Consider the following 20,093-nt stretch of genomic DNA (forward strand, 5'->3'; position numbering starts at 1 on the left):
TTAAAATCGCTATAACCATTGTATATTAAGCATTTTAGATTTTCGGATAAGTCTAATCTCCTTAGCAGAGTTTCTCAAACTGCCAAAAACCAAGCCTGCTAGTGAATTTATCGATGGCCGTATCTACCAGAAACCAATGCCACAAGGCAAATATTCCCGGCTACAACTAAAACTTTGCAACTTAATTTAACAGTTACGCAGGTTTTTGCATGGCTAAAACCAACAATAATTAATTCCTAAAGATGATTAGTATTCAGTTAAAAAATGTAAGGCTAATATCCCAGATTTTTTGAATTTTAAAAAATTAATCCGAGGAGTTTTAGGTGAAAAAAAACAATAAAAAAAAGGCTATTGCTGAAGCTATTTCCACAGTCGTTGCTCTGGGTTGGGTGATAATGCAAGTGGAATCAGCACAAGCTGCTAACTTGGTGGTTAACAATCTCAATGATAGTGGTGTTGGCTCATTGCGAGACACGATCAACATTGCAAGTAACAATGACGTGCTAGAGTTCTTATTGGGCAGTAATCCTAGTACAATCACCCTGACGAGTGGGGTACTTGCCATCGCAAAAAATCTCACTATTAATGGCCCAGGTGCTAACTTAGTTACTATCAGTAGCAATAATCACTTACCCGTGTTAGACATTAACGCCGCGAATGTTACATTTTCTGGGCTTGCGATCGCTGGTAATATCAACGCTTACAATTCTAGTAATCTAACGTTTACCAATAGCACCATCAGCGGCGACAATGTGAATATAGATGGCAACCTAACACTTATCAATAGCACTATCAACAGTCAGGATTTGGCCATCAATGGTGGACTAACGGGAATCGATGATAGTAATGTAACGGCTCTCGATAGCATCACCATCGGCGGCAATTTAACTGCCTCTAGCGGCAATTTAACTATCTCTACTGGTAGGCTCTATATTAAGGGTGGTAGCAAGAATTCAGGAGCAGCAGGTAGTTTAACTGTTACAGCCGACGATAGCGTTGTTGTAACTGGTAGCCAGGTAACGATTCCCATTAGCACCAGCGGCAATTCTGGGCAAATTAACAGTGGTAGCCATAATTCAGGAAGAGGAGGCAACATAAGTATTACAAGCCCTAACCTGATTCTGAGAAGAGTACCTGAACCAAGTGCGTTAGCAAAGCTCGCCGTAGGCATCGCTGCTGGTAATATTAATTCAGGATCAGCAGGCAACATAACTATCAACTCTGGTACTTTGATATTGAACCCTGGTGCTATTATATCGAAACCAGTGCCCGAACCAAGTGCGATCGCTGGTACTATACTTGTTGGTAGTCTGGCTTGGCTGGTGAAGAGAAAGCAAGTAGTATTTCGCAAGGCGAAGGTATAATTACTTATTAAAATAAATTTGTAAATGAAATAGTTTAAATAATTAGCCCGTCTGTGCGGGCTAATTATTTTATGGACAATTAGTCGGACATAATATCAATTACCTGAAACTAAAATAATTCCAGGAACCTTTCTTAAGCCTCGACTTTTACACCCTTCCAGAAAGCCACATAACCTTCAATATTCTTAGCCTTCTCCTTGGCGCTGGGATAATACCAAGCAGCATCTTTATTGGTTTGACCCTCAACTTCGATACTGTAGTAACTGGCAACACCTTTCCAAGCACAAGTAGTGTGGGTGTTACTTTCAGTAAAGTACTGCTTGTTAATGGTGTCAACAGGGAAATAATGGTTTCCCTCGACAACTACAGTATTATCACTCTCGGCTAAAACAACTCCATTCCAAATTGCTTTCGGCATAAATGACTTTGTAAATAAACTATATATATAACATTTTTACACTATCAGCTTATTTGTAGTGAATTTATGGAACCCGTGACGCTGCCAAAATAGTTCAGAAGTCACGAAGAGGCAATGAGTTACAGGATTTACCTCTAGATATTAATTACAATCACTTTTACTTATCAATTTGAAAATTAAAAGCATTTGCTTCCATCAGAAAGATTTTCTAACATATTGGTATGGAAAGTTAATTAGCCAAAATAAAGTTGGATTTCGGTTGATAGCCTTGAGCAAAAAATATCTAAATATGTAAGCGATGCCTGCGGTGAACTACGCTAAAGCACTTTCTAGAAATGCTTGTCAGCTAAGGATTTTATTTAGCATATATTTGCATCTTTGAAGCTCTGACTAAACCTTCTCTCAATGTTCAATTTCTCCAATTTGGGTGAATTTGACTAAGCCGTTTGGGTAATTAACAAATCAATCCATCAGATGAACTGATCCTAAAAGGTTGAGATTAATAAAACGGTGAACTCTATTACTAAAGAATACTGATTGCAATTGCATTTTGTTCTAATTGAGGATAACTCGATGAAATTCACAAATTCGCTAAATTCTGCACATATTATTGCTTGGATTAACTCTATGCCTAAAATCACTTGCTTTCATCAAGCCAAGAATCACAATTCCCCATCAATAAACATAGCCGTCAACTCTGAAACTTCTCCTAGCTATTCCACAGATCCCAATTATCTCAAACCCTTTGATACTGCTTTTATTGCCTATTATATGATGGGTTTTGGTAATTTTGAATGAGCTAAGTTACTTCTGGGCTTCTGAGATGTAGTTTATATCATTTTATCCATTACAGCTTTGTTTCCAAAACACTCCATTTTACCCTGTAGCAATTCTCTTAAAAGCTTAGTGTTCAAAATTTTAGGTAATTGTCTAACTCAACTTTGTGAGTAATAAATTAACAAACATGCTCTCTAATTATAAGAGCTTGAAATTCCTAGAAAAGAAGACTCTATTAATTGAAAATACTAATTAATCTTTACCAAGGATAAAATGATGAAATTCACAACTTTGCTCAATTCTGCACTTATCATTGCTTCTATGGCTTTTATGCCTGGAATTGCTGGCGCTCAAACAGTTAATACTAACAATGGTGGTGGACAAATAAATACAGATGTCAACTCTAATACTTTACGTAAAAATCCTACAGATACTAAATATCTGCAACCCTTTAATATTGCCTTTCTAGCTTATCAAGGTTATTTAAAAGAGCAGGGTATTCCCAGTGGGGGCACTTTGTTATTCAAATACCAAACCGGGTACTTGACTGCGAAAGATGTGGTTCAAGCTGCTATCAGGGCTAATAAGTTACCAGCGGAAGTTTTGAACGATCAAGGTTACGTCAACGCAGTCGAGTTACAGATGAGATCATTTGGCGACATTAATGATTCACAATAGACAATTTAGGAATGCTGGAATCAATTTCCGCATCTTTCTATAACTTTAGACGCGATAAATCGCCGTCTCTACAATAATCAGTCTTTCGTCTTGACGGCGATTTATCGCGTCTCTGCGATCTAGAATTTTCATCACAAAACCTTAACCAAAGCGTATTGGAACCACTCCAGCGATTTTGTTTGCAGCCATTGGTCGAGTTATCCGGCTTTTGAGTTTATTAGGTTTGAAAGAAAGTCGCACACAGCGTTAGAATAACTGAAAATATGAGGAGAATCAAAGTTTGTGGTGAATATATCCCACATACCCAAATTACCGATACCACCATCTCTTTTGGGGTCAGAAGTTGGTTCTTTTACTGAGTATACAGTTACTCAACGAATGCCTGCGATCGCTCGCAAAGTTATCGCTGAAAATAATTTCTCGTCTGAAATTAATACCAGCTTAGAAAATCTAGCTACAGAATTGCCAGCAGGATATGTGCAACCTCTTTTAAATAAGAGTGCTGTAGATTTTTCAGCCTGGAATACATATTTAGAATTATACAAAGGTCAGCGTTGGCTAGATGTTCCTTGGTTTTTTGTCGAAACTTATTTTTTTCGGTTGATTCTAGAAATTACCAATTATTTTCGCCCTGGTGTCTGGCAAGATGTCGATCCATTTGAGTTACAAAAGTCTCAAAGTTTAGAAGCATCCCTAGATTCGATTATTCTACTGTGCGATCGGGCTAACAATTGGTTAAATAATTCCCAACTGAAGGGAGAATCAAATCAAACAGCTTTAATCGCACTGTTATATTTTGCTTTGTGGGGAAATCGAGTTGACTTGAGTTTATGGTCAGCATCCGAGAGCGATCGCAGTCGTTTTGATATTCAAACCCAACTAGCTCACATCTTAGTAAATGATGCCTCCCAAGTCACGGAATTGTTAACCAACTCTCAAGGGGGACGGATTGATTTTGTTGTAGACAATGCTGGTTTTGAACTTGTTTGTGATTTATGTTTAGTAGATTTTTTGTTAAGTAGCGGATTGGCTGATCGGGTTTACCTACACTTAAAGCCACATCCAACTTTTGTTTCTGATGCCATGATTAAGGATGTACATTACACAATAAGTTTTTTAGCCGCTACTGGAAATCAACAACTTATATCTTTTACCCAAAGACTCCAAGAAAATATTGCATCAGGGCGTTTAGTACTATCTGAAGATTACTTTTGGACATCGCCTTTAGCCTTTTGGGAAATACCCAACTACCTCAAAAATGAGTTAGCCAATGCGAGTTTGGTTATAGTCAAAGGAGATGCCAATTATCGCCGATTATTAGGCGATCGCCACTGGGATCTTACCACCAACATTGCAGATATAGTCTGCTACCTACCTATGCCAATGGTAGCTTTACGCACCCTCAAGTCAGAAGTAGCAGTTGGTTTAAAACCAGAAGTTATTGAGAAAGTAGCAAAATCTGACTCTTCTTGGTTGACAAATGGACAGTGGGGTGTGATTCAGTTGGTGGTTTAGGCAATTTTTGAAAAATCGAGATAATTTGTAAAAGAAGTATACGTATCTTCACTACTTGTAGGGTCGTCTACCCTACCCGTATCGCTACAACCAGCTTAGGATAGACTAGTGCCGCAAGGCGGAAGTCAAAAGTCATACAATTTTGGATTTTAGATTTTAGATTTTGGATTGTGAAACATCCATTGGATAAGTGTTTCAGTTTTCCATCTGTCGCAATCATTTTTCAAATTGGTATCAAAATTCAAAAGAATTGTATTCCGAGCTTCTTGCGCCATTTGAAATGGTATGTTTATTTACGCCGTGCTCTACTAGAAGCAATTTTTGAGGAAAATGGTAGAAAAAATCACCGCTATGTTTAATGGCAAAGTGTTCTATCCATCTGAACCGATCGCACTGCCAATCAATACCCGCGTGCGAATCAGCATTGAAATTTTACCGCCAAGCGAACATGAAACGGTATCATTTTTGCAAACAGCGCGATCGCTCAACCTCGAAGGGCCGCCTGACTGGTCTGCCAATATAGATAAATATTTGTACAGTAAATAAACTTTTCATGCATTCTGAAGTCTTTCTGGATACATCATTTGCCATTGCCTTATCTGCACCGGGCGATCGCTTGCATGACCGAGCCTTACATCTGGCTAAAATGTTACAAGCAGCAGAAACTCGTTTGGTGACAACACAGGCGGTGATGTTGGAAATTGGCAATGCCTTATCCCAACAACCTTATCGTCAGGCGGCAATCATATTATTAAATTCTCTAGTAGCAGACTCCAAAGTAGAAATTGTCCCCCTTTCCCAGGAACTTTACGAACGTGCTTTCGAGCTATATCGCGAACGAACAGAGAAAGAATGGGGATTTGTCGATTGCATATCTTTTATTGTTATGCAATATAGCGGAATCACTGAAGCACTGACTGCCGATGAGCATTTTCAACAAGCAGGCTTTCGAGCATTACTGCGAGAAAATTTGCCGTAAGGATTGGGTATTTGGCATTGGGCATTGGGCATGGGGCATTGGTTATTCACAAATGACTAATGACAAATGACTAATGACAATTAAATATTTCGTTACAATCGGCGTGTGCGTTAGGCATTCAAGAGTTATCAGCCATGAAATTGATTTCCGATCCACCGATTCCTGTGAAAATTCAAAAAATGAAGGAACGGGTGCGGTGGATGCATCCAAGTTTTGTGCAACGGGGAATTGACCAAACCAGTCTAGTTATTGACGATCGCAGGCAAGATAATCCAGAATTTTCCTTTATGGTTATCGGCGATTCCGGCACTAAATCTCATTCTCGACACCACCCCCAACGAAAAGTTGCCGAACTGATGCTGACTCACCGCGACGATTGCAGCTTTGTGTTGCACACTGGCGATGTCATCTATGTGGTGGGTTCCCAAGAATATTATTCAACAAACTTTATTGAGCCTTACCGGGAATTTCTTGTCGGTGGTGACAACCCGAAAGGCATTCCTTATGACCGCATGGTGTTTAATCTGCCGTTCTTGCCAGTACTTGGTAATCATGATTACTACGATGTGCCGTTGATGTACCGTTTATTGACTGGCACAACATCGTCACTGCGTCGCCTGTTCCGCTACAAAGATATCGAGATTGGCTGGCATGGATCGTATCAAGGTAATGCTTATGCACGAGCATTTATGGACTACACCCAGGCGATGTCTCCACAAGAGTTAGAACGTCATTTAGATCGACACTACACTGCTAAGACTGACACCGGGCGCTGTTTACGTTATGAACCTGGACAGTTTACCCGTTTACCCAATCGCTATTACACCTTTCGTTACGGCGGGATTGACTTTTTTGCACTGGATTCTAATACCTTTAATACACCCTCACCTTTACCTGCAACGAAAGAAGGGGAAATTTACCGTCGGGAATTGCAAAAACGTCGCCATGAGATCGATCAAGAAGAATTGCAGATTTTGAAAATATATGATCGCCTCAACCCAGATAAACCCACCGAAGCAGAACAACTTGATGACCTTAGTGCCAAATTAGACCAAATAGACGAAATCAAAATCGACATTGAAAAACAACTAGCATCTCATCAAATGCCTGCGATCGACTTTGAACAACTTGAATGGTTGCGAAGCAGACTAATCGAATCTTGGAACACCTCTGAAGTGCGCGGACGTGTAATCTTTTTCCATCATCCTCCTTACGTCACAGAGGCCACCAAATGGAATCAGGCACAAACCTTGGCGGTTCGTCACCGCTTGCGCTGGGTGTTTGAACAAGTGGCAGAAACTCTTGGTACTCTAATTAAAGAACGTCCCATAGTCGATTTGATTTTAAACGGTCACGCTCACTGTTTAGAGCATCTTTGCACAACTGACACCGGATTTGCAGACTCGCACATTAACTGTATTATCTCTGGTGGGAGCGGTCATCGTCCCCGCTATCAACGGCGAGAAGGGAGTGAATTAATGGAAACTTTTGCTGAGATTGCAGGTAAACCCACTCGGAAAGTTGCGGATTCAACGCTATTTGTGGGTCGTCATAACTACAATTTCCAGAACCGACTGCCTTATTCATGTGTGCGGATTGATGTTCTGGATGGTATCCCGCCCAAGTTTATCATCAGACCGTTGATTACTGAACGGGTTGAACAAGAGTGGCATAACACGGAACTGGAACCTTTTGCGATCTAAACGGGATGCCATAAGTAATTGAACTACACCATTCTCCATCTCCCTTGAAAATCAAATCTCAGTGCTGCTGGGTTGCTTTGAGTGGTTCTGTTAGCGAACTTTTACCAAATGCACCTTTGCATTGAGACAAAAGCTAGGTATATCCTAATCTTAAATAGAGTTACGATCATCTCAAATTATGGCAGGACATAGTAAATGGGCAAATATTAAGCGCCAAAAAGCGGTAGTAGATGCAAAAAGGGGAAAAACCTTCACTCAGTTATCCAGGGCGATTATCGTTGCGGCTAGAAGCGGCGTGCCAGATCCGGCGCTGAATTTTCAACTTCGTACAGCAGTTGACAAGGCAAAGGCTGCGAGCATTCCCAATGATAATATTGAACGAGCGATCGCTAAAGGTGCAGGCACTTCTGGCGGCGATAATGCCACCTTTGAAGCGATTCGTTACGAAGGTTATGGACCTGGTGGTGTAGCGATTTTAATCGAAGCCCTCACAGATAATCGTAATCGCACTGCTGCTGACTTGCGTGTAGCCTTTAGTAAAAATGGTGGCAATCTTGGCGAAGTAGGTTGCGTTAGCTGGATGTTTGAACAAAAAGGTGTTTGTGTAGTGGAGGGTGTAGTTGACGAAGAACAGCTTTTAGAAGCATCCCTCGAAGGTGGTGCCCAGTCTTATGAGATGACTGAAGATAAGATAGCTGAGGTATTTACTGATATTGGAAATTTAGAAACCCTTAGTCAGACACTCAAAAATCAAGGCTTTAAGGTAACTGATGCCGAATTGCGCTGGATTCCTAGTAATAGTGTAGAAGTTACCGATCCCGATCAGGCGCGATCGCTATTCAAGTTAATTGATACTTTAGAAGGCTTGGATGACGTGCAAAATGTCACAGCTAACTTTGACATAGCAGAAGAATTGATGGCTCTCAGCATTTCCTAATCAAAATTAACCCAGGTATCATAGCCAAATTACAGTTATGGATGATGTCCAAAATGTTACATTTAAGGGTGAAATGCCAGTAAGTATTGTTTTTCTTAGCATTCTACGTAATAACACGTAAATACTAGAATTGACGAATGTAAAAATAGACATGAAAGATTCATATCAATTACAAACTTATGACATACGCCTATTGGATAGTTAAATTGTTGATTACCTGATGAGGATTTTTAAGTGAATAAGTTCGCTAAAGCTTTACTTTTGGCTCTAATTTTTGCTGCACCTGTAACCGCTTTTGTATCTCAAGCTCAAGCTAAAACTATCCATCATACTAGCGTAAAATCTGCTAAAGTTCATCACATTAAACATCACAGACATCATGCTAAAAAACTAGCTCATAAACACTTATAAATAGTTACTATTAGTAGTAAAAGTTTCTAGTAGCTCTGTAATTAAGTTTAGTGTTGGTTTCTCTGAAAAAAACTGTATTATTTAACCCCGCTGGAATCCCTACCAATCAGCGGTTTTTTTTTAACTTGTTCATGATGGCGCGCTCGCCTAAAAATCAAAATTAAAATTTGATATTATAAAACTAAAAAAAATGGTTCTACCGCTCCCTTTATGTCAAATAGTGTTCAAGTGCTATAAAAGGAACTTTTTGTAGACCTTTCACTTGGATGAATGAGCATAAAGAAAGCCAGTAGAACCCAAAAACCTTGTTACAAACCGTCGTTAATTCCCAATATTTAACTGTTTACGCTTCTGGATGGAAACCATACCGAATGCACCCATTGCTAAAAGACCAAGTAAAGAAGCAGGTTCAGGAACTGTTTGGAAACCTTCTGGTGGTTTTTCTGCAAAGTAAACTTCATCCAAAAAGTTTCCTATTGAGGGATTACCACCAGCAGCAGATACTGAGTCAAACTGCCAGCGTATTTTACCACTAGTGGCAACAGTTTTGCCCTGATATTCTACCCAACCTGTGTTATCAGTGCTATATAGTTGGCTGAAGAGAGTATTGTTAGTAGTAAGGTCGATAATAGATAAACGCATCGTATCTACACCTTCACGACCTTCATGGAAAAATCGCCAAAACATAGTTGAACCAGCTGTAGTATCTACATCTTGATATAAGCTAGATACCTGATTAGCATTGAGTTCAGCATATTGATCTGTGCCTAATGCTCCAGCATGAAACAGTCTAGGAGTTTGAATTTCAATTTTATTATCTGTAGCTGTAGTCTCCCACCCAGGAATAAGAGACTCATCTATCGATGCCCATGTCTGGTTACTAGGGACTAAAGTCTGCTCAAAACCACCGTTAATTAGACCTGAAGCGTGAGCTTCTTGTGCATTTCCGACAATACCCAAGGACAGAGCCACAGATCCAAAAGTTACTACAGCTAGTTTGCTAATGTTTTTCACGTTCAACGATGTATGAGTGTTTCTAGACTTCTCAAATATAAGTTTTAGTACTCAATGTTTGGGTAAAGACACAGTGAAACAACGGTCAAAATACATGAAGCCAGTATGTATTTTTACATATATATGAGCTGATTTTATTTGCGTAATAATACTGTTTATGCTTTTGAATGCTTGCTGGCAAGGCGATTCAGATGGTCATAGTATCCGGCATAAAAAGTCTATTTAACTTTCGTAACCTTTACTGAAAGTCAGCAGGGAGGTTTTTCAATGTTTCCCTCTCTCAACTTGCTCCTATGCATTACCCGGATATTTTTTAAGATTGAGGAGACAGTGGTTTCCAGGCTACCTGTTAATGTTCAGGCGTCAAGTTGCCAAAGGTTCGTCGTCTATGAGGCGGGGGGTGTTTTCGATAAACAGCAAATTATCAAAAGCTTGCAGAGTGAATCCATCGAACCCCTGACTCAAAGATCGATAACAGAATTCAAAACGTTAGTTTTAGCAACAAGGGTTGTTTTAGTAATATATCTGGCGAACAGCCTGCTCATTCAATGCGAAGTTCCATCTGGAAATTGAACAATGATTGATGGAAAATGATCTTTCATCAAGGCACTCTGGTTAGAGAATCATCAGTACGGTATGATAAGTAATTGCTTGAGATTATTTAGAGTCAAAGTTTTGCATAAAAAAGGCTCAAGCATTTCTGCCTGAGCCTTTTACTAAATTCAATTAAGCTTAGTAGCGGTTGTTGCTGCGGTTGTAGCCGCCGCCACCACCACCACGGTTCCCAAAGGAACCACCACTTCTGTCTTCTTTGGGCTTGGCTTTATTTACCTTGAGGTCACGACCAAGCCACTCAGCACCATCAAGAGCTTCAATGGCTTTTGCTTCTTCATCTTCTGAACTCATTTCCACGAAAGCAAAGCCGCGTAAACGACCTGTTTCACGGTCAGTGGGTAGTTGAACACGCTTTACAGCACCATATTCTGCAAATACTGCACTTAGCGCATCTTGTGTAACATCATAGGAGAGGTTACCAACGTAAATTGACATCAAATGTCTCCAAAATCATAAGTTTGTAGAGATTTAGATTTCGGAGAGAAGTCTGTAATACCAAAAGGAAAAAGCCTGTCAATACTAAAAACAAACACTGTCGCCGAATTAATTCTCATTTCACTTCCCATGATGACATAGGAAGCAAATTTCTGGGTAAAAGTTTGAAAAACTGTTATAAAAAGTTATATAAGTGGTTAATAGCTAGATGCTGGCTGGTCTAAAAACGGGTGAGGCTCTAGTGAACCGCACCCACGAGATCAATTAATCGACTCTCTTTTCTAAATATTGACCAATCATCAACTGCTCACCAGCACGGGAGATAATGGTTTGTCTAGTGCGGTATTTGCTACCAATTAGCTTTAACTCTTCTTCAAAGACCGAACCGTTGTACTCAGTTCGCAAACACATTGTTTTAGGGTTAGAGAAATAATACTGAGCGGTGACTGGTTTGGATATGGCAAAACCGCGATCGCGATACAAGATATTTCCTAAAGCTCCAAATATTGTTGAACCTTGCGACTCTTTCTTTGCCTTCAGCACATCCATACTTTCCCATATAACTGCTGCACCACAGATCAAACTACCTGTATCAGGCAAATCGTGCATCTGAGCTAAGTTTTGCAATTCATCACAGCCCTGCTTGAGAAAATTGATTGTAACTATACTCTCCATCTCCTTGGTTTCTCCCTTGGGTAGGGTGTAGTAGCGCCGTTGAGATCGCCACTTACCCACCGACTCCTGGAAAAATTCGGAAATCTGGGCTTCATCAGCAGTTTGGGCAATTTTTAATAATGATGTCACTTGCTACTTTCCTGGCCTAAATATATATCCCCCTCTTCTTTGCTGTTTATGCGATGTCTACGACGGGCTACGCCTACGCTTGACCATATATACAGCTTTATAAAAAGCAACTTATGTTTACTATTCTTAATATATTTGATTGAGCGTAAAAATTACTAAGTATTTTGCTATATTAAATTTGTTTATTTTAGCCATAAGTATAGCTACTTAATACTGCCCATTTTAGAAGTAGGGGTGTGAAAGTCCCGTATCTTCAGTACACGCAAGTCTTCTACTAAGGGCAGATTGCAAGAAATTTAAAAATATTTATACTGGGTTAAGAATTGCATTGGAAGCTAAAAAGCTGCTAACTCAATGTAATGACTTAAAGTGGTGAGAAATTTTTTTGAATAGAAAGTAATTTTTGATACAAAATTCTGCAAGAAGATAACCAATTGACTCTCGCCGCTTTTCACTATTTATAATGTCTCAAAATTACTTGGTAATGCACGGCTGTTTAACCCAAAAAGCTCCCCAAATACGAGAAAAATAAATGATTTTGGACAGAAATAAGCCGCACGAGCAGGCGAAAATCTCACCTTTGGCAGCCGCTAACCAGGTAATTAATACCCCAGTTGTTAAGACTGATGTGGCTGTTGCAGATACAAAGAGTAGCGTTGACACAAAGGTGTCTTCCCCTTTTCCATCCATATTATTGATTCCCTGTTTGCTGGGCATAGGACTGCTGATAGCGAATTGTGGAGCGCTACCCAAAGAAGAACCGGCTGATGCCCAATCTCAGAGTCCTGGTAGTGGACAAGGTGGTGGTGCAACGGCTGTAGATGCGGCGATCGCTCGAACTGATACGCTGCAAACACAACCAGAGTATACAGGTAATACAACACCCTTCCGAATTGTATCAGTGCGATCGCAAGTAGAAGCCCGGTTGTTGGCCTTGAATCTAGATGTAGGCGATGCAGTAAAGCTTGGGCAAAACGTCGGGCGATTGGACGATGCCATACTTTCGACAGAATTAAAGCAAGCAGAAGCAGAACTAGCAGCCCTCAAATCAGAAGTAGCTAGGGCAACCAATCAAGTAAGCAATGCCCGTGCAGACGTTGAACGAGCGCGCCTAGAAGTAGTACAAGCTCAGGCAGACTCAGAACGGCAACAAAATCTATTCAAAGCTGGAGCGATCGCTGAACAAACTGCCCAGCAAGCACGTACCCAGGCAAAAACAGCCGCCCAGGCACTCCGGGCAGCCCAAGAACAGGTTCGGACACAACAGCAAGCCGTCGCCGCCGCCCAAGGTAGAGTACTTGCCCAACAGGCATTGGTTGCCCAAACCAAAGAGCGCAGGTCTTACGCTCGGCTGGTATCTCCCATCGCTGGCATAGTCACAGAAAAAGTGACAGAACCAGGCAACCTTCTGCAAGCAGGTAGTGAAGTCTTAAAAATTGGCGACTTTAACCGTGTCAAAGTTGTCGTCCAAGTTTCCGAATTAGAACTGGCACAAATTCAGGTTGGACAGTCTGTAAAAGTCCGCTTAGATGCCTTTCCCACCGAAACATTAATTGGTAGAGTTACGCGCATTTCCCCTGCTGCCGATGCCACAGCTCGCTTAATACCTGTAGAAGTAGTGATTCCCAACACTCAAGGGAAAATTGGTAGTGGACTGCTGGCGCGAGTCAACTTTGAAACCCAGACTCAACAGCGCGTAGTAGTGCCGCAAACAGCTATTCAAAAACAAGCAGGGGCAGCAAAGGGAGCAGAAAAAGAACAAGAAAACCCATCGGGGACGCTATTTGTGGTGAAAGACATAGAAGGCAAGACAAAAGTAGCGACACGTGCAGTTACTTTAGGAAAAAGGGCTGATGGCAGAGTGGAAATTTTATCCGGTTTGCAAGCAGGAGAGCGCTACGTTGTTCGGAGTGGTAAGCCGTTAAAAGAAGGTGACACTGTAAGTCTTTCAATTCTTTCAGAAAAGCAATAGTAGGGTGAGCAATAACCACCATACCAAAGAAAAAAGTACTCAGTAGTCAGCACTTATCACTTAGTATCATGCAACAGGCAAACAATAATAATGGCAATGGCGGATTTAGCCTTAGTGCGATCGCTATCCGCCAACACATTGGCACACTCATGCTCACCGTGGCAGTAATTGTCATTGGGGTATTTTTTCTCACAACGATCCAAGTCGATCTTCTACCATCAATTACCTATCCCCGAATAGGGGTTCGGCTAGAAGCCCCTGGTATTTCACCAGAAGTAGCAGTAGATGAAATCACCAGACCTTTAGAAGAAGCTTTAGCAGCAACCGAGAATGTAGTACAGGTTTTTTCCCGCACCCGTGAGGGACAGGTTAGCCTCGATTTATATTTCCAACCAGGGGGCGATATTGACCAAGCCCTAAATGATGCTACTGCTGCTTTTAACCGAGGTCGAGGACAACTGCCAGATACGATAGAGGAGCCGCGCTTATTTAAAGTCGATCCTTCCCAATTGCCAGTTTATGAATTGGCGCTGACATCTGCTTCCTTGCCAGGGAAAGATTTACGCGTATTTGCTGATGAAGAGTTAAACCGTGAACTCAGTGTAGTGCCGGGAGTCGCTTCTGTTGATGTATCTGGTGGTGCAGAGGAAGAAGTACGGGTACTTGTTGACTTAAACCGATTGCAAGCTTTGGGTGTCGGGTTAAATGATGTCTTAAATGAATTAACAGCCCGTAACCAAGATACTTCTGGTGGTCGGATTCTGGGGCAAAATTCCGAGCCATTAACTCGGACTGTCGGACGTTTCCAAAATGCCAAGGAAATTGAAAACCTTTCCTTGGAAGTTTCTTCTCCTACTAGTGCTAATACCACTAATAGTAGTAATACTACTACCACTCCCACTACTACACCTACACTTTCCCGCCGCGTTTATTTGCGAGACTTTGCAGAGGTAATTGACGATACAGAAGAACAACGAGTATTTGTTTACCTCAACCGTCAGCCTGCGGTGAAATTTTCAATTCAAAAGCAGCCTGAAGCCAACACAATCACAGTTGTAGATGCTGTCAAGCGGCGAATTGAACAATTACGGCAATCGGGTTTAATTCCAGCAGACATGACTTTGAGTCCCACCACAGATGAATCTGTCTTCATCCGCAATTCTTTAAATGATGTCATCTTTTCTGGGATTTCCGGGGCATTGTTAGCAGCAGCAGCAGTGTTGTTATTTTTGGGATCGTTCAGGCAAACATTTATTATCAGTTTGACGATTCCGCTGTGTACTCTGGCAGCGATCGCTTTGATGAGAATATTTGGTTTAACCTTGAATGTATTCAGTTTGGCAGGTCTGACATTAGGAGTCGGTCAAGCAATTGATACATCGGTTGTGATCTTGGAGAATATTTCCGAAAAAACAGGGATGACTCCCAATCAGAGAGAGATGGAGGCAGGGGAGCAGGGGAGCAGAGGAGAAGGGGAGAAAGGGAGAAATTCCAAATTCTTTATTGACAGTGCGATCGCAGCTTCCCAAGAAGTAGAATCTGCTTTAATTGCTGCTACAGGTGCCAACTTAGTTTCTGTAGTGCCATTTCTCTTAATTGGCGGCTTTATTGCACTGCTATTTAATGAACTGATTCTGACAATTAGCTTCGCAGTTGCAGCATCCCTTGTCGTTGCCATCACAATAGTACCGATGCTGTCTTCTCGACTTTTGGGAATTCGCTGGTCTAGTCGGATTAGTGAATTTTGGCTGCTTAGACAGTTTAATCACCGATTTGAAGATGCGACGCGGGGATACGGAAACTTCTTAACCAAGGTTTTACGCTATCGGTTTTTCGTAGTAACAGCTGCTTTGGTAATTTTAGGCGGCAGTAGCTTCTTCATGTTTGGTCAAATTCCCCAAGAAATTTTACCCCGCATCAGTACTGGTCAAGCTAACTTGAGAGCGCAGTTTCCGCCCGGTACACCTTTAGCAACTTCTGAAAAAGTTATGCAAATTGTCGATGACATTTTGCTAAAACAACCAGAAACAGAGTCTGCTTTCACAACTGTGGGTGGTAATTTATTTGGCAGCAGTACTACAGAAAATCCTTTACGTGCCAGTAGTACAATCAATCTTAAACCAGGCACAGATGTCGAAGCTTTCGTCAAAAAAGTAACTCAGGAATTTAACAAACTCAACTTAGCAGGAATTCTGCTGCGCCTCAATCCTGGTCAGGTGCGGGGTTTAATTTTGAGTAATTCTCCAGTGCAAGGGTCAGAAGTTGACGTGATTCTGCAAGGTGAGAATGAAGAAAACTTAACGCAAGCAGGCGCACAAGTGCTGCAAGCATTACAAGAAAGGGCAAAATTAGCGACATTCCGGCCAGATGCCGACCCTCGACAACCCGAAATCCAAATTCGCCCCGACTGGGAAAGGGTTTCGGCATTAGGGTTGAGCGCCGGGCAAATTGGTGCAACAGTTCAAACAGCAATTGAAGGTTCAGTTCCCACGCAAATTCAACGCGGTAATCGTTTAGTTGATGTGCGGGTGCAGCTAAATAAAGAAGCGATTCAGCGTCCTTCTCAGCTAGAGCAATTACCGCTATTTACAGAAAACAATCAACTAATCCGCCTTTCAGATGTGGCGAACATTCAAGAAGGTCAAGCGCCTGGTGAGGTGCAACGGATTAATCAGCGCCAAGCTTTTATTGTCGCAGGAAATCTCAGCGAGGGAGCAAGTCTTGGTGAAGCGATCGCAGAAGTCAATGAGGTACTCAAGGATGTAGACTTACCTGATGGTGTATCCATTGTGCCTAGTTCTGCCCAAGAAACTAATCAGCAACTTCAGGATGCTTTAAAAACTTTGGGGGCGTTGGCGACGTTCTTAATCTTTGTCGTTATGGCGGTACAATACAATTCGCTAATTGACCCATTGGTAATCATGTTCACCGTACCACTGGCATTAGCTGGGGGAATTTTTGGACTTTATATTACCCAAACTGCAATTGGTGCAACTGTAATTGTTGGTGTCGTGCTGCTGGTGGGAATTGTGGTGAACGCAGGGATTCTCATGGTGGAACTAGCAAACCAAATTCGGGATGAAGTTGGTTGTACTCGCCAAGTTGCCATCATGAAAGCTGCTCCTCAACGCTTGCGCCCAATTATCATGACCACAGTCACCACTATCTTGGGACTCTTTCCTTTGGCATTGGGTATTGGCGAAGGTTCTGAGTTTTTGCAGCCTTTAGGGATTGTAGTTTTCTTTGGGATGGCGATCGCAACAATGCTGACACTATTTATCATCCCTTGTTTTTATATTCTGCTGCACGATTTGCTTGGTGGAAATTGGGCAAAGCCAGTGTTAACCCGATTGCGTGGATTTACGAAAAAATTCATTTAAATCCCTGATCGGGATTAACGTAAAACAGTATACACAGTTTATCGAATTACCCAAAACAAAAACCTCACCCTGTCCTGACGGACATCCCTCTCCTTAGTAAGGAGAGGGACAGGTTTTGCGTAGCAGAACCAGGGTGAGGTTTCTTATTCGCTTTAAAGTAAAGCGGCGTTGCATCGTTAACTAGCTGATGTCTGGTCTATAATCTTCTTAAATCTCTCAATCACATCCTTTCGGATCAACTTGAAATCTGAATTTTCTATTTTATTTTCAGCTTGGTCTGTGCCATCAACGAGTAAGTGAATAAAAACTAATACCTCACTGCAAGGCATTCTTTCTTGTTTGTGCTTTTTCTGCTTGAAAGCTTATGCTGATCCGTCCCGCCACAATCACTGACGTACCCGCAGTTTTACCAATGGTTGCTAAAATTTGTGCTTTGCATGAGTCTTGGGATTCTGCTAAGTATGGTTTTCTCCCGCATCCAGAACAGCGTTATGAGCAATGGTTGACGCGTTTGGCAAATAGCGATCGTAGTATATTTCTAGTATCCGAAAACGAAGGGCAAATTGCAGGATTTCTTGTAGCAACAATTGAGCGAGAAATACCAATTTATCGGCTACAGGAATTTGCTTTTATTCATGATATCTGGGTTGAGCCAGAATATCGCAAAAAGGGGATTGCGCGGCAGATGGTGATGCTGAGTGTTGAGCGCTTTCATCAGATGGGCGTCAAGCAAATTCGTCTAGATACAGCAATTGCTAACGAGGCTTCACGGCGGTTATTTGCATCTTGTGGTTTTCGCTTCAGCATTATTGAAATGCTGATAGAACTGAGTCATTAGTCATTAGTTATGAGCAAATGACTAATGACTAATGACAAAGGACTAACTAGCTAACAGAGTTTTTTCTAGAGAAGTCCAACGGAAAGAGCGATCGCCACCCCTCTCAATAACTACTTTTACTCGTGGTTCTAGCTGAGGCAAATTCGTTAAATACTCAAGTTCCTCATTAGAAAGAATATGCCCTTCAATAATCCACAAGACCAGCCCCTTTGATTTTGGTGGTAGCTGTTCTAGATGAGAATTGAGAATTGGCGGTAAATAGTACACATGACCTACTGCTGCACCACTACCAGTACTTTTTTTACCAAGATGAGGAGGTCTGACTCCATGAACTCTTGTGAGATACGCAGCTACATCACCCAGTCCTTTAGCAGTAATGTGGAGGGTAGTATAGCCAGCTGCCCGTAGTCGGCGCTGATATCGACCTTCATAACCCCCTTCCAAAGGTACATACACTCCAAGAGCGCCAAACTTTTCCAGATCGCGGATTAAACCGTTGCCAGTGGTAATTAGTGCCATAGATTTTCGTCTTATCCCACTTAGATATCTCTATTATTTACCCTGAACTGATAGATTAAAAGCATTTTTTTGGGTATTGAGAAGAGGCAGAGGGGCAGGGAGCAAGGGGGAAAGAGGATGCAGAAGGCAGGAGGCAGAGTTTTTGATTTTTGATTTTTGAATTGATTTCTCCCCCTTGCCCCCTGCGCCCTACTCCCTTACTTCTTCCCCACTCCCTAAAAATAGCTCTATAAATTACTGGACAAACATAAATAAATAATTTATACTATTAGATTGTGACCAAAAACGCAAATTAGGTTGACTTTTTACTGTCATTCTGGGGTAGTGTTAGCATCAAAAGCTAATGACTTAATCCAAATTGGATAATCTAGCTCAGAGCGATCGTAGACTGATAAACTAAGAAAGCTTTCAGGTCAATATTAGAGCTTATGGAAGAATAACTAAAGTTAATCCTAAGCTCCAAGGTACGTTTACTCCTGTGCCTCCAAAAAAGCAGGCAAAAGCTTAAACAATAGTTTAAGGTGTTTAAGGAAGTAAAACTGAGCAGCAATGTTGGTTTCATGGCATTACGTCAGTCTCAGTTAACGGATACTGGGCGGTAATAACCGCTTAAGTCCAACTGCAACACGGCAGTAGCCAATCTCCGGGAAGCCGCCCTTCGGGCGTGTAAAAATCGGAAAACCCGCCGACAGCGCTGCCTCCAGAAAGTGCCAGAGCAATTGCTTGGACGAAAGCATTGCTGCACACAGCTTAAAGCTGTAGCGCCTTGCATTGATTCCAGAAGTTACTCCTTCCCAACGGGAAGAGACTTGTGGCTGTTCTGGTGATCTAATGAGTGAAGCTAAACAGATTCACCAAGCAGTAAGGACACGGTTTGTTGTGTCCGAAAGCATTTGGAGCGGTTTATTGAAACCATTCCAAATTTCGCAGGCTAACCCAGCCTAAACTGATGCGTACAAAGCGTGTCCTCTAAAGTCCAATTCCAAGGTCAGCAAGTAGAAAGGAGAACCAGTTACTGTGTCTGTAGGTATTCTCGGCACCAAGCTGGGCATGACTCAAATATTTGACGAAGCAGGAGTATCTATTCCTGTAACTGTCATTCAAGCAGGTCCATGCACCGTTACACAAGTTAAAACGAAAGAAACCGACGGTTACTTTGCCATTCAAGTTGGTTATGGCGAAGTAAAACCCAAGGCACTAAACAGACCACTACTGGGTCATTTGGCTAAATCATCTGCCCCAGCATTGCGTCACTTAAATGAATATCACACCGATAGCTCTAGTGATTATGCTTTAGGTCAAGAGATTAAAGCAGATATTTTTAGCGCTGGTCAAATTGTCGATGTCGTTGGTACAAGCATCGGTCGCGGCTTTGCGGGAAACCAAAAGCGCAACAACTTTGGTCGCGGGCCAATGTCACACGGTTCCAAAAACCACAGAGCACCCGGTTCTATTGGTGCTGGTACAACACCAGGTCGTGTCTATCCAGGTAAGCGGATGGCAGGCCGTTTGGGTGGAAAACGTATTACAATCCGCAAACTGACCATAGTGCGAGTTGATCCAGAACGCAACTTATTGCTAATTAAGGGAGCTATTCCTGGTAAACCAGGCGCTCTAGTAAGTGTTGTACCTGCAAAAATAGTGGGATAGTCAAAAGTCATTAGTCAAAAGTCATTAGTCAAAAGTCATTGGCTAAGGACAAATGACAAAAGACCAATGACAAATGACAAAGGA

18 protein-coding genes are annotated in these 20,093 nt (G+C 41.7%); 13 read left to right on the forward strand and 5 right to left on the reverse strand.

What is annotated here, in order from left to right; genetic code table 11:
* Nucleotides 1–323 precede the first annotated feature (323 nt).
* The gene (locus tag HWQ43_RS01085) at nt 324–1,364 is read left to right on the forward strand and encodes a PEP-CTERM sorting domain-containing protein (RefSeq protein WP_292729061.1); all 1,041 of its coding nucleotides are present in this window, start codon (nt 324–326) and stop codon (nt 1,362–1,364) included.
* 133 nt (nt 1,365–1,497) lie between these two features.
* Here the strand turns inward: HWQ43_RS01085 and HWQ43_RS01090 are convergent, their stop codons facing one another.
* Nucleotides 1,498–1,782: a DUF427 domain-containing protein gene (locus HWQ43_RS01090; protein WP_292729064.1), complete on the reverse strand. Its 285-nt coding sequence runs from the start codon at nt 1,780–1,782 to the stop codon at nt 1,498–1,500.
* Between the two features lie 573 nt (nt 1,783–2,355).
* Between HWQ43_RS01090 and HWQ43_RS01095 the strand changes: the two genes are divergently transcribed.
* The 8 genes from HWQ43_RS01095 (at nt 2,356) to HWQ43_RS01130 (ending at nt 8,782) form a co-directional block, all read left to right on the forward strand.
* Nucleotides 2,356–2,580, forward strand: a complete 225-nt coding sequence (locus HWQ43_RS01095) for a hypothetical protein (protein WP_292729067.1) — start codon at nt 2,356–2,358, stop codon at nt 2,578–2,580.
* Between the two features lie 252 nt (nt 2,581–2,832).
* The gene (locus HWQ43_RS01100) at nt 2,833–3,237 is read left to right on the forward strand and encodes a hypothetical protein (RefSeq protein WP_292729069.1); all 405 of its coding nucleotides are present in this window, start codon (nt 2,833–2,835) and stop codon (nt 3,235–3,237) included.
* Nucleotides 3,238–3,519: 282 nt separating this feature from the next.
* On the forward strand, nt 3,520–4,752 hold the full coding sequence (locus tag HWQ43_RS01105; RefSeq protein ID WP_292729072.1) for a damage-control phosphatase ARMT1 family protein: 1,233 nt from the start codon (nt 3,520–3,522) through the stop codon (nt 4,750–4,752).
* Between the two features lie 330 nt (nt 4,753–5,082).
* Nucleotides 5,083–5,298 carry a hypothetical protein gene (locus tag HWQ43_RS01110; protein WP_292729074.1) on the forward strand — a complete coding sequence of 72 codons (216 nt, stop codon included), beginning with the start codon at nt 5,083–5,085 and terminating at the stop codon, nt 5,296–5,298.
* A gap of 7 nt (nt 5,299–5,305) precedes the next feature.
* Nucleotides 5,306–5,731, forward strand: a complete 426-nt coding sequence (locus HWQ43_RS01115; RefSeq protein WP_292729077.1) for a type II toxin-antitoxin system VapC family toxin — start codon at nt 5,306–5,308, stop codon at nt 5,729–5,731.
* Nucleotides 5,732–5,865: 134 nt separating this feature from the next.
* Nucleotides 5,866–7,434, forward strand: a complete 1,569-nt coding sequence (locus HWQ43_RS01120) for a metallophosphoesterase (protein WP_292729079.1) — start codon at nt 5,866–5,868, stop codon at nt 7,432–7,434.
* A 178-nt stretch (nt 7,435–7,612) separates the two neighbouring features.
* Nucleotides 7,613–8,371, forward strand: coding sequence for a YebC/PmpR family DNA-binding transcriptional regulator (locus HWQ43_RS01125; RefSeq protein WP_292729082.1), 759 nt, complete (start codon nt 7,613–7,615; stop codon nt 8,369–8,371).
* A gap of 234 nt (nt 8,372–8,605) precedes the next feature.
* Nucleotides 8,606–8,782: a hypothetical protein gene (locus HWQ43_RS01130; protein ID WP_292729085.1), complete on the forward strand. Its 177-nt coding sequence runs from the start codon at nt 8,606–8,608 to the stop codon at nt 8,780–8,782.
* 321 nt (nt 8,783–9,103) lie between these two features.
* Here the strand turns inward: HWQ43_RS01130 and HWQ43_RS01135 are convergent, their stop codons facing one another.
* From HWQ43_RS01135 to HWQ43_RS01145, 3 genes are all read right to left on the reverse strand, one after another.
* Nucleotides 9,104–9,796 (reverse strand): PEP-CTERM sorting domain-containing protein, encoded by a 693-nt coding sequence (locus HWQ43_RS01135; protein WP_292729088.1) that lies wholly within the window; start codon nt 9,794–9,796, stop codon nt 9,104–9,106.
* A 732-nt stretch (nt 9,797–10,528) separates the two neighbouring features.
* On the reverse strand, nt 10,529–10,846 hold the full coding sequence (locus HWQ43_RS01140) for an RNA-binding protein (RefSeq protein ID WP_292729091.1): 318 nt from the start codon (nt 10,844–10,846) through the stop codon (nt 10,529–10,531).
* Nucleotides 10,847–11,110: 264 nt separating this feature from the next.
* On the reverse strand, nt 11,111–11,650 hold the full coding sequence (locus tag HWQ43_RS01145) for a phycobiliprotein lyase (RefSeq protein WP_292729094.1): 540 nt from the start codon (nt 11,648–11,650) through the stop codon (nt 11,111–11,113).
* A gap of 532 nt (nt 11,651–12,182) precedes the next feature.
* Here HWQ43_RS01145 and HWQ43_RS01150 point away from each other — a divergent pair.
* The 3 genes from HWQ43_RS01150 (at nt 12,183) to HWQ43_RS01160 (ending at nt 17,840) form a co-directional block, all read left to right on the forward strand.
* Nucleotides 12,183–13,622, forward strand: coding sequence for an efflux RND transporter periplasmic adaptor subunit (locus tag HWQ43_RS01150; protein ID WP_292729096.1), 1,440 nt, complete (start codon nt 12,183–12,185; stop codon nt 13,620–13,622).
* Between the two features lie 68 nt (nt 13,623–13,690).
* Nucleotides 13,691–17,002 carry an efflux RND transporter permease subunit gene (locus tag HWQ43_RS01155; RefSeq protein ID WP_292729099.1) on the forward strand — a complete coding sequence of 1,104 codons (3,312 nt, stop codon included), beginning with the start codon at nt 13,691–13,693 and terminating at the stop codon, nt 17,000–17,002.
* A 364-nt stretch (nt 17,003–17,366) separates the two neighbouring features.
* The gene (locus HWQ43_RS01160; RefSeq protein ID WP_292729102.1) at nt 17,367–17,840 is read left to right on the forward strand and encodes a GNAT family N-acetyltransferase; all 474 of its coding nucleotides are present in this window, start codon (nt 17,367–17,369) and stop codon (nt 17,838–17,840) included.
* A 42-nt stretch (nt 17,841–17,882) separates the two neighbouring features.
* On the opposite strand, the gene HWQ43_RS01165 is transcribed toward HWQ43_RS01160, so the two are convergent.
* Nucleotides 17,883–18,359 carry an NAD(P)H-quinone oxidoreductase subunit N gene (locus HWQ43_RS01165; RefSeq protein ID WP_292729105.1) on the reverse strand — a complete coding sequence of 159 codons (477 nt, stop codon included), beginning with the start codon at nt 18,357–18,359 and terminating at the stop codon, nt 17,883–17,885.
* Between the two features lie 1,017 nt (nt 18,360–19,376).
* Here HWQ43_RS01165 and rplC point away from each other — a divergent pair.
* Nucleotides 19,377–20,009, forward strand: a complete 633-nt coding sequence (gene rplC / locus HWQ43_RS01170; RefSeq protein ID WP_289799260.1) for a 50S ribosomal protein L3 — start codon at nt 19,377–19,379, stop codon at nt 20,007–20,009.
* Nucleotides 20,010–20,093 lie beyond the last annotated feature (84 nt).

It is taken from the genome of Nostoc sp. JL31, from assembly GCF_017114965.1.
GTDB lineage: Bacteria > Cyanobacteriota > Cyanobacteriia > Cyanobacteriales > Nostocaceae > Nostoc > Nostoc punctiforme_A.

Coding starts and splice junctions, on each gene's coding strand:
- HWQ43_RS01090 (WP_292729064.1), bottom strand. CDS start 1,782: ATGCCGAAAGCAATTTGGAATGGAGTTGTTTTAGCCGAGAGTGATAAT.
- HWQ43_RS01095 (WP_292729067.1), top strand. CDS start 2,356: ATGAAATTCACAAATTCGCTAAATTCTGCACATATTATTGCTTGGATT.
- HWQ43_RS01100 (WP_292729069.1), top strand. CDS start 2,833: ATGATGAAATTCACAACTTTGCTCAATTCTGCACTTATCATTGCTTCT.
- HWQ43_RS01110 (WP_292729074.1), top strand. CDS start 5,083: ATGGTAGAAAAAATCACCGCTATGTTTAATGGCAAAGTGTTCTATCCA.
- HWQ43_RS01115 (WP_292729077.1), top strand. CDS start 5,306: ATGCATTCTGAAGTCTTTCTGGATACATCATTTGCCATTGCCTTATCT.
- HWQ43_RS01120 (WP_292729079.1), top strand. CDS start 5,866: ATGAAATTGATTTCCGATCCACCGATTCCTGTGAAAATTCAAAAAATG.
- HWQ43_RS01125 (WP_292729082.1), top strand. CDS start 7,613: ATGGCAGGACATAGTAAATGGGCAAATATTAAGCGCCAAAAAGCGGTA.
- HWQ43_RS01140 (WP_292729091.1), bottom strand. CDS start 10,846: ATGTCAATTTACGTTGGTAACCTCTCCTATGATGTTACACAAGATGCG.
- HWQ43_RS01150 (WP_292729096.1), top strand. CDS start 12,183: ATGATTTTGGACAGAAATAAGCCGCACGAGCAGGCGAAAATCTCACCT.
- HWQ43_RS01155 (WP_292729099.1), top strand. CDS start 13,691: ATGCAACAGGCAAACAATAATAATGGCAATGGCGGATTTAGCCTTAGT.
- HWQ43_RS01160 (WP_292729102.1), top strand. CDS start 17,367: ATGCTGATCCGTCCCGCCACAATCACTGACGTACCCGCAGTTTTACCA.
- HWQ43_RS01165 (WP_292729105.1), bottom strand. CDS start 18,359: ATGGCACTAATTACCACTGGCAACGGTTTAATCCGCGATCTGGAAAAG.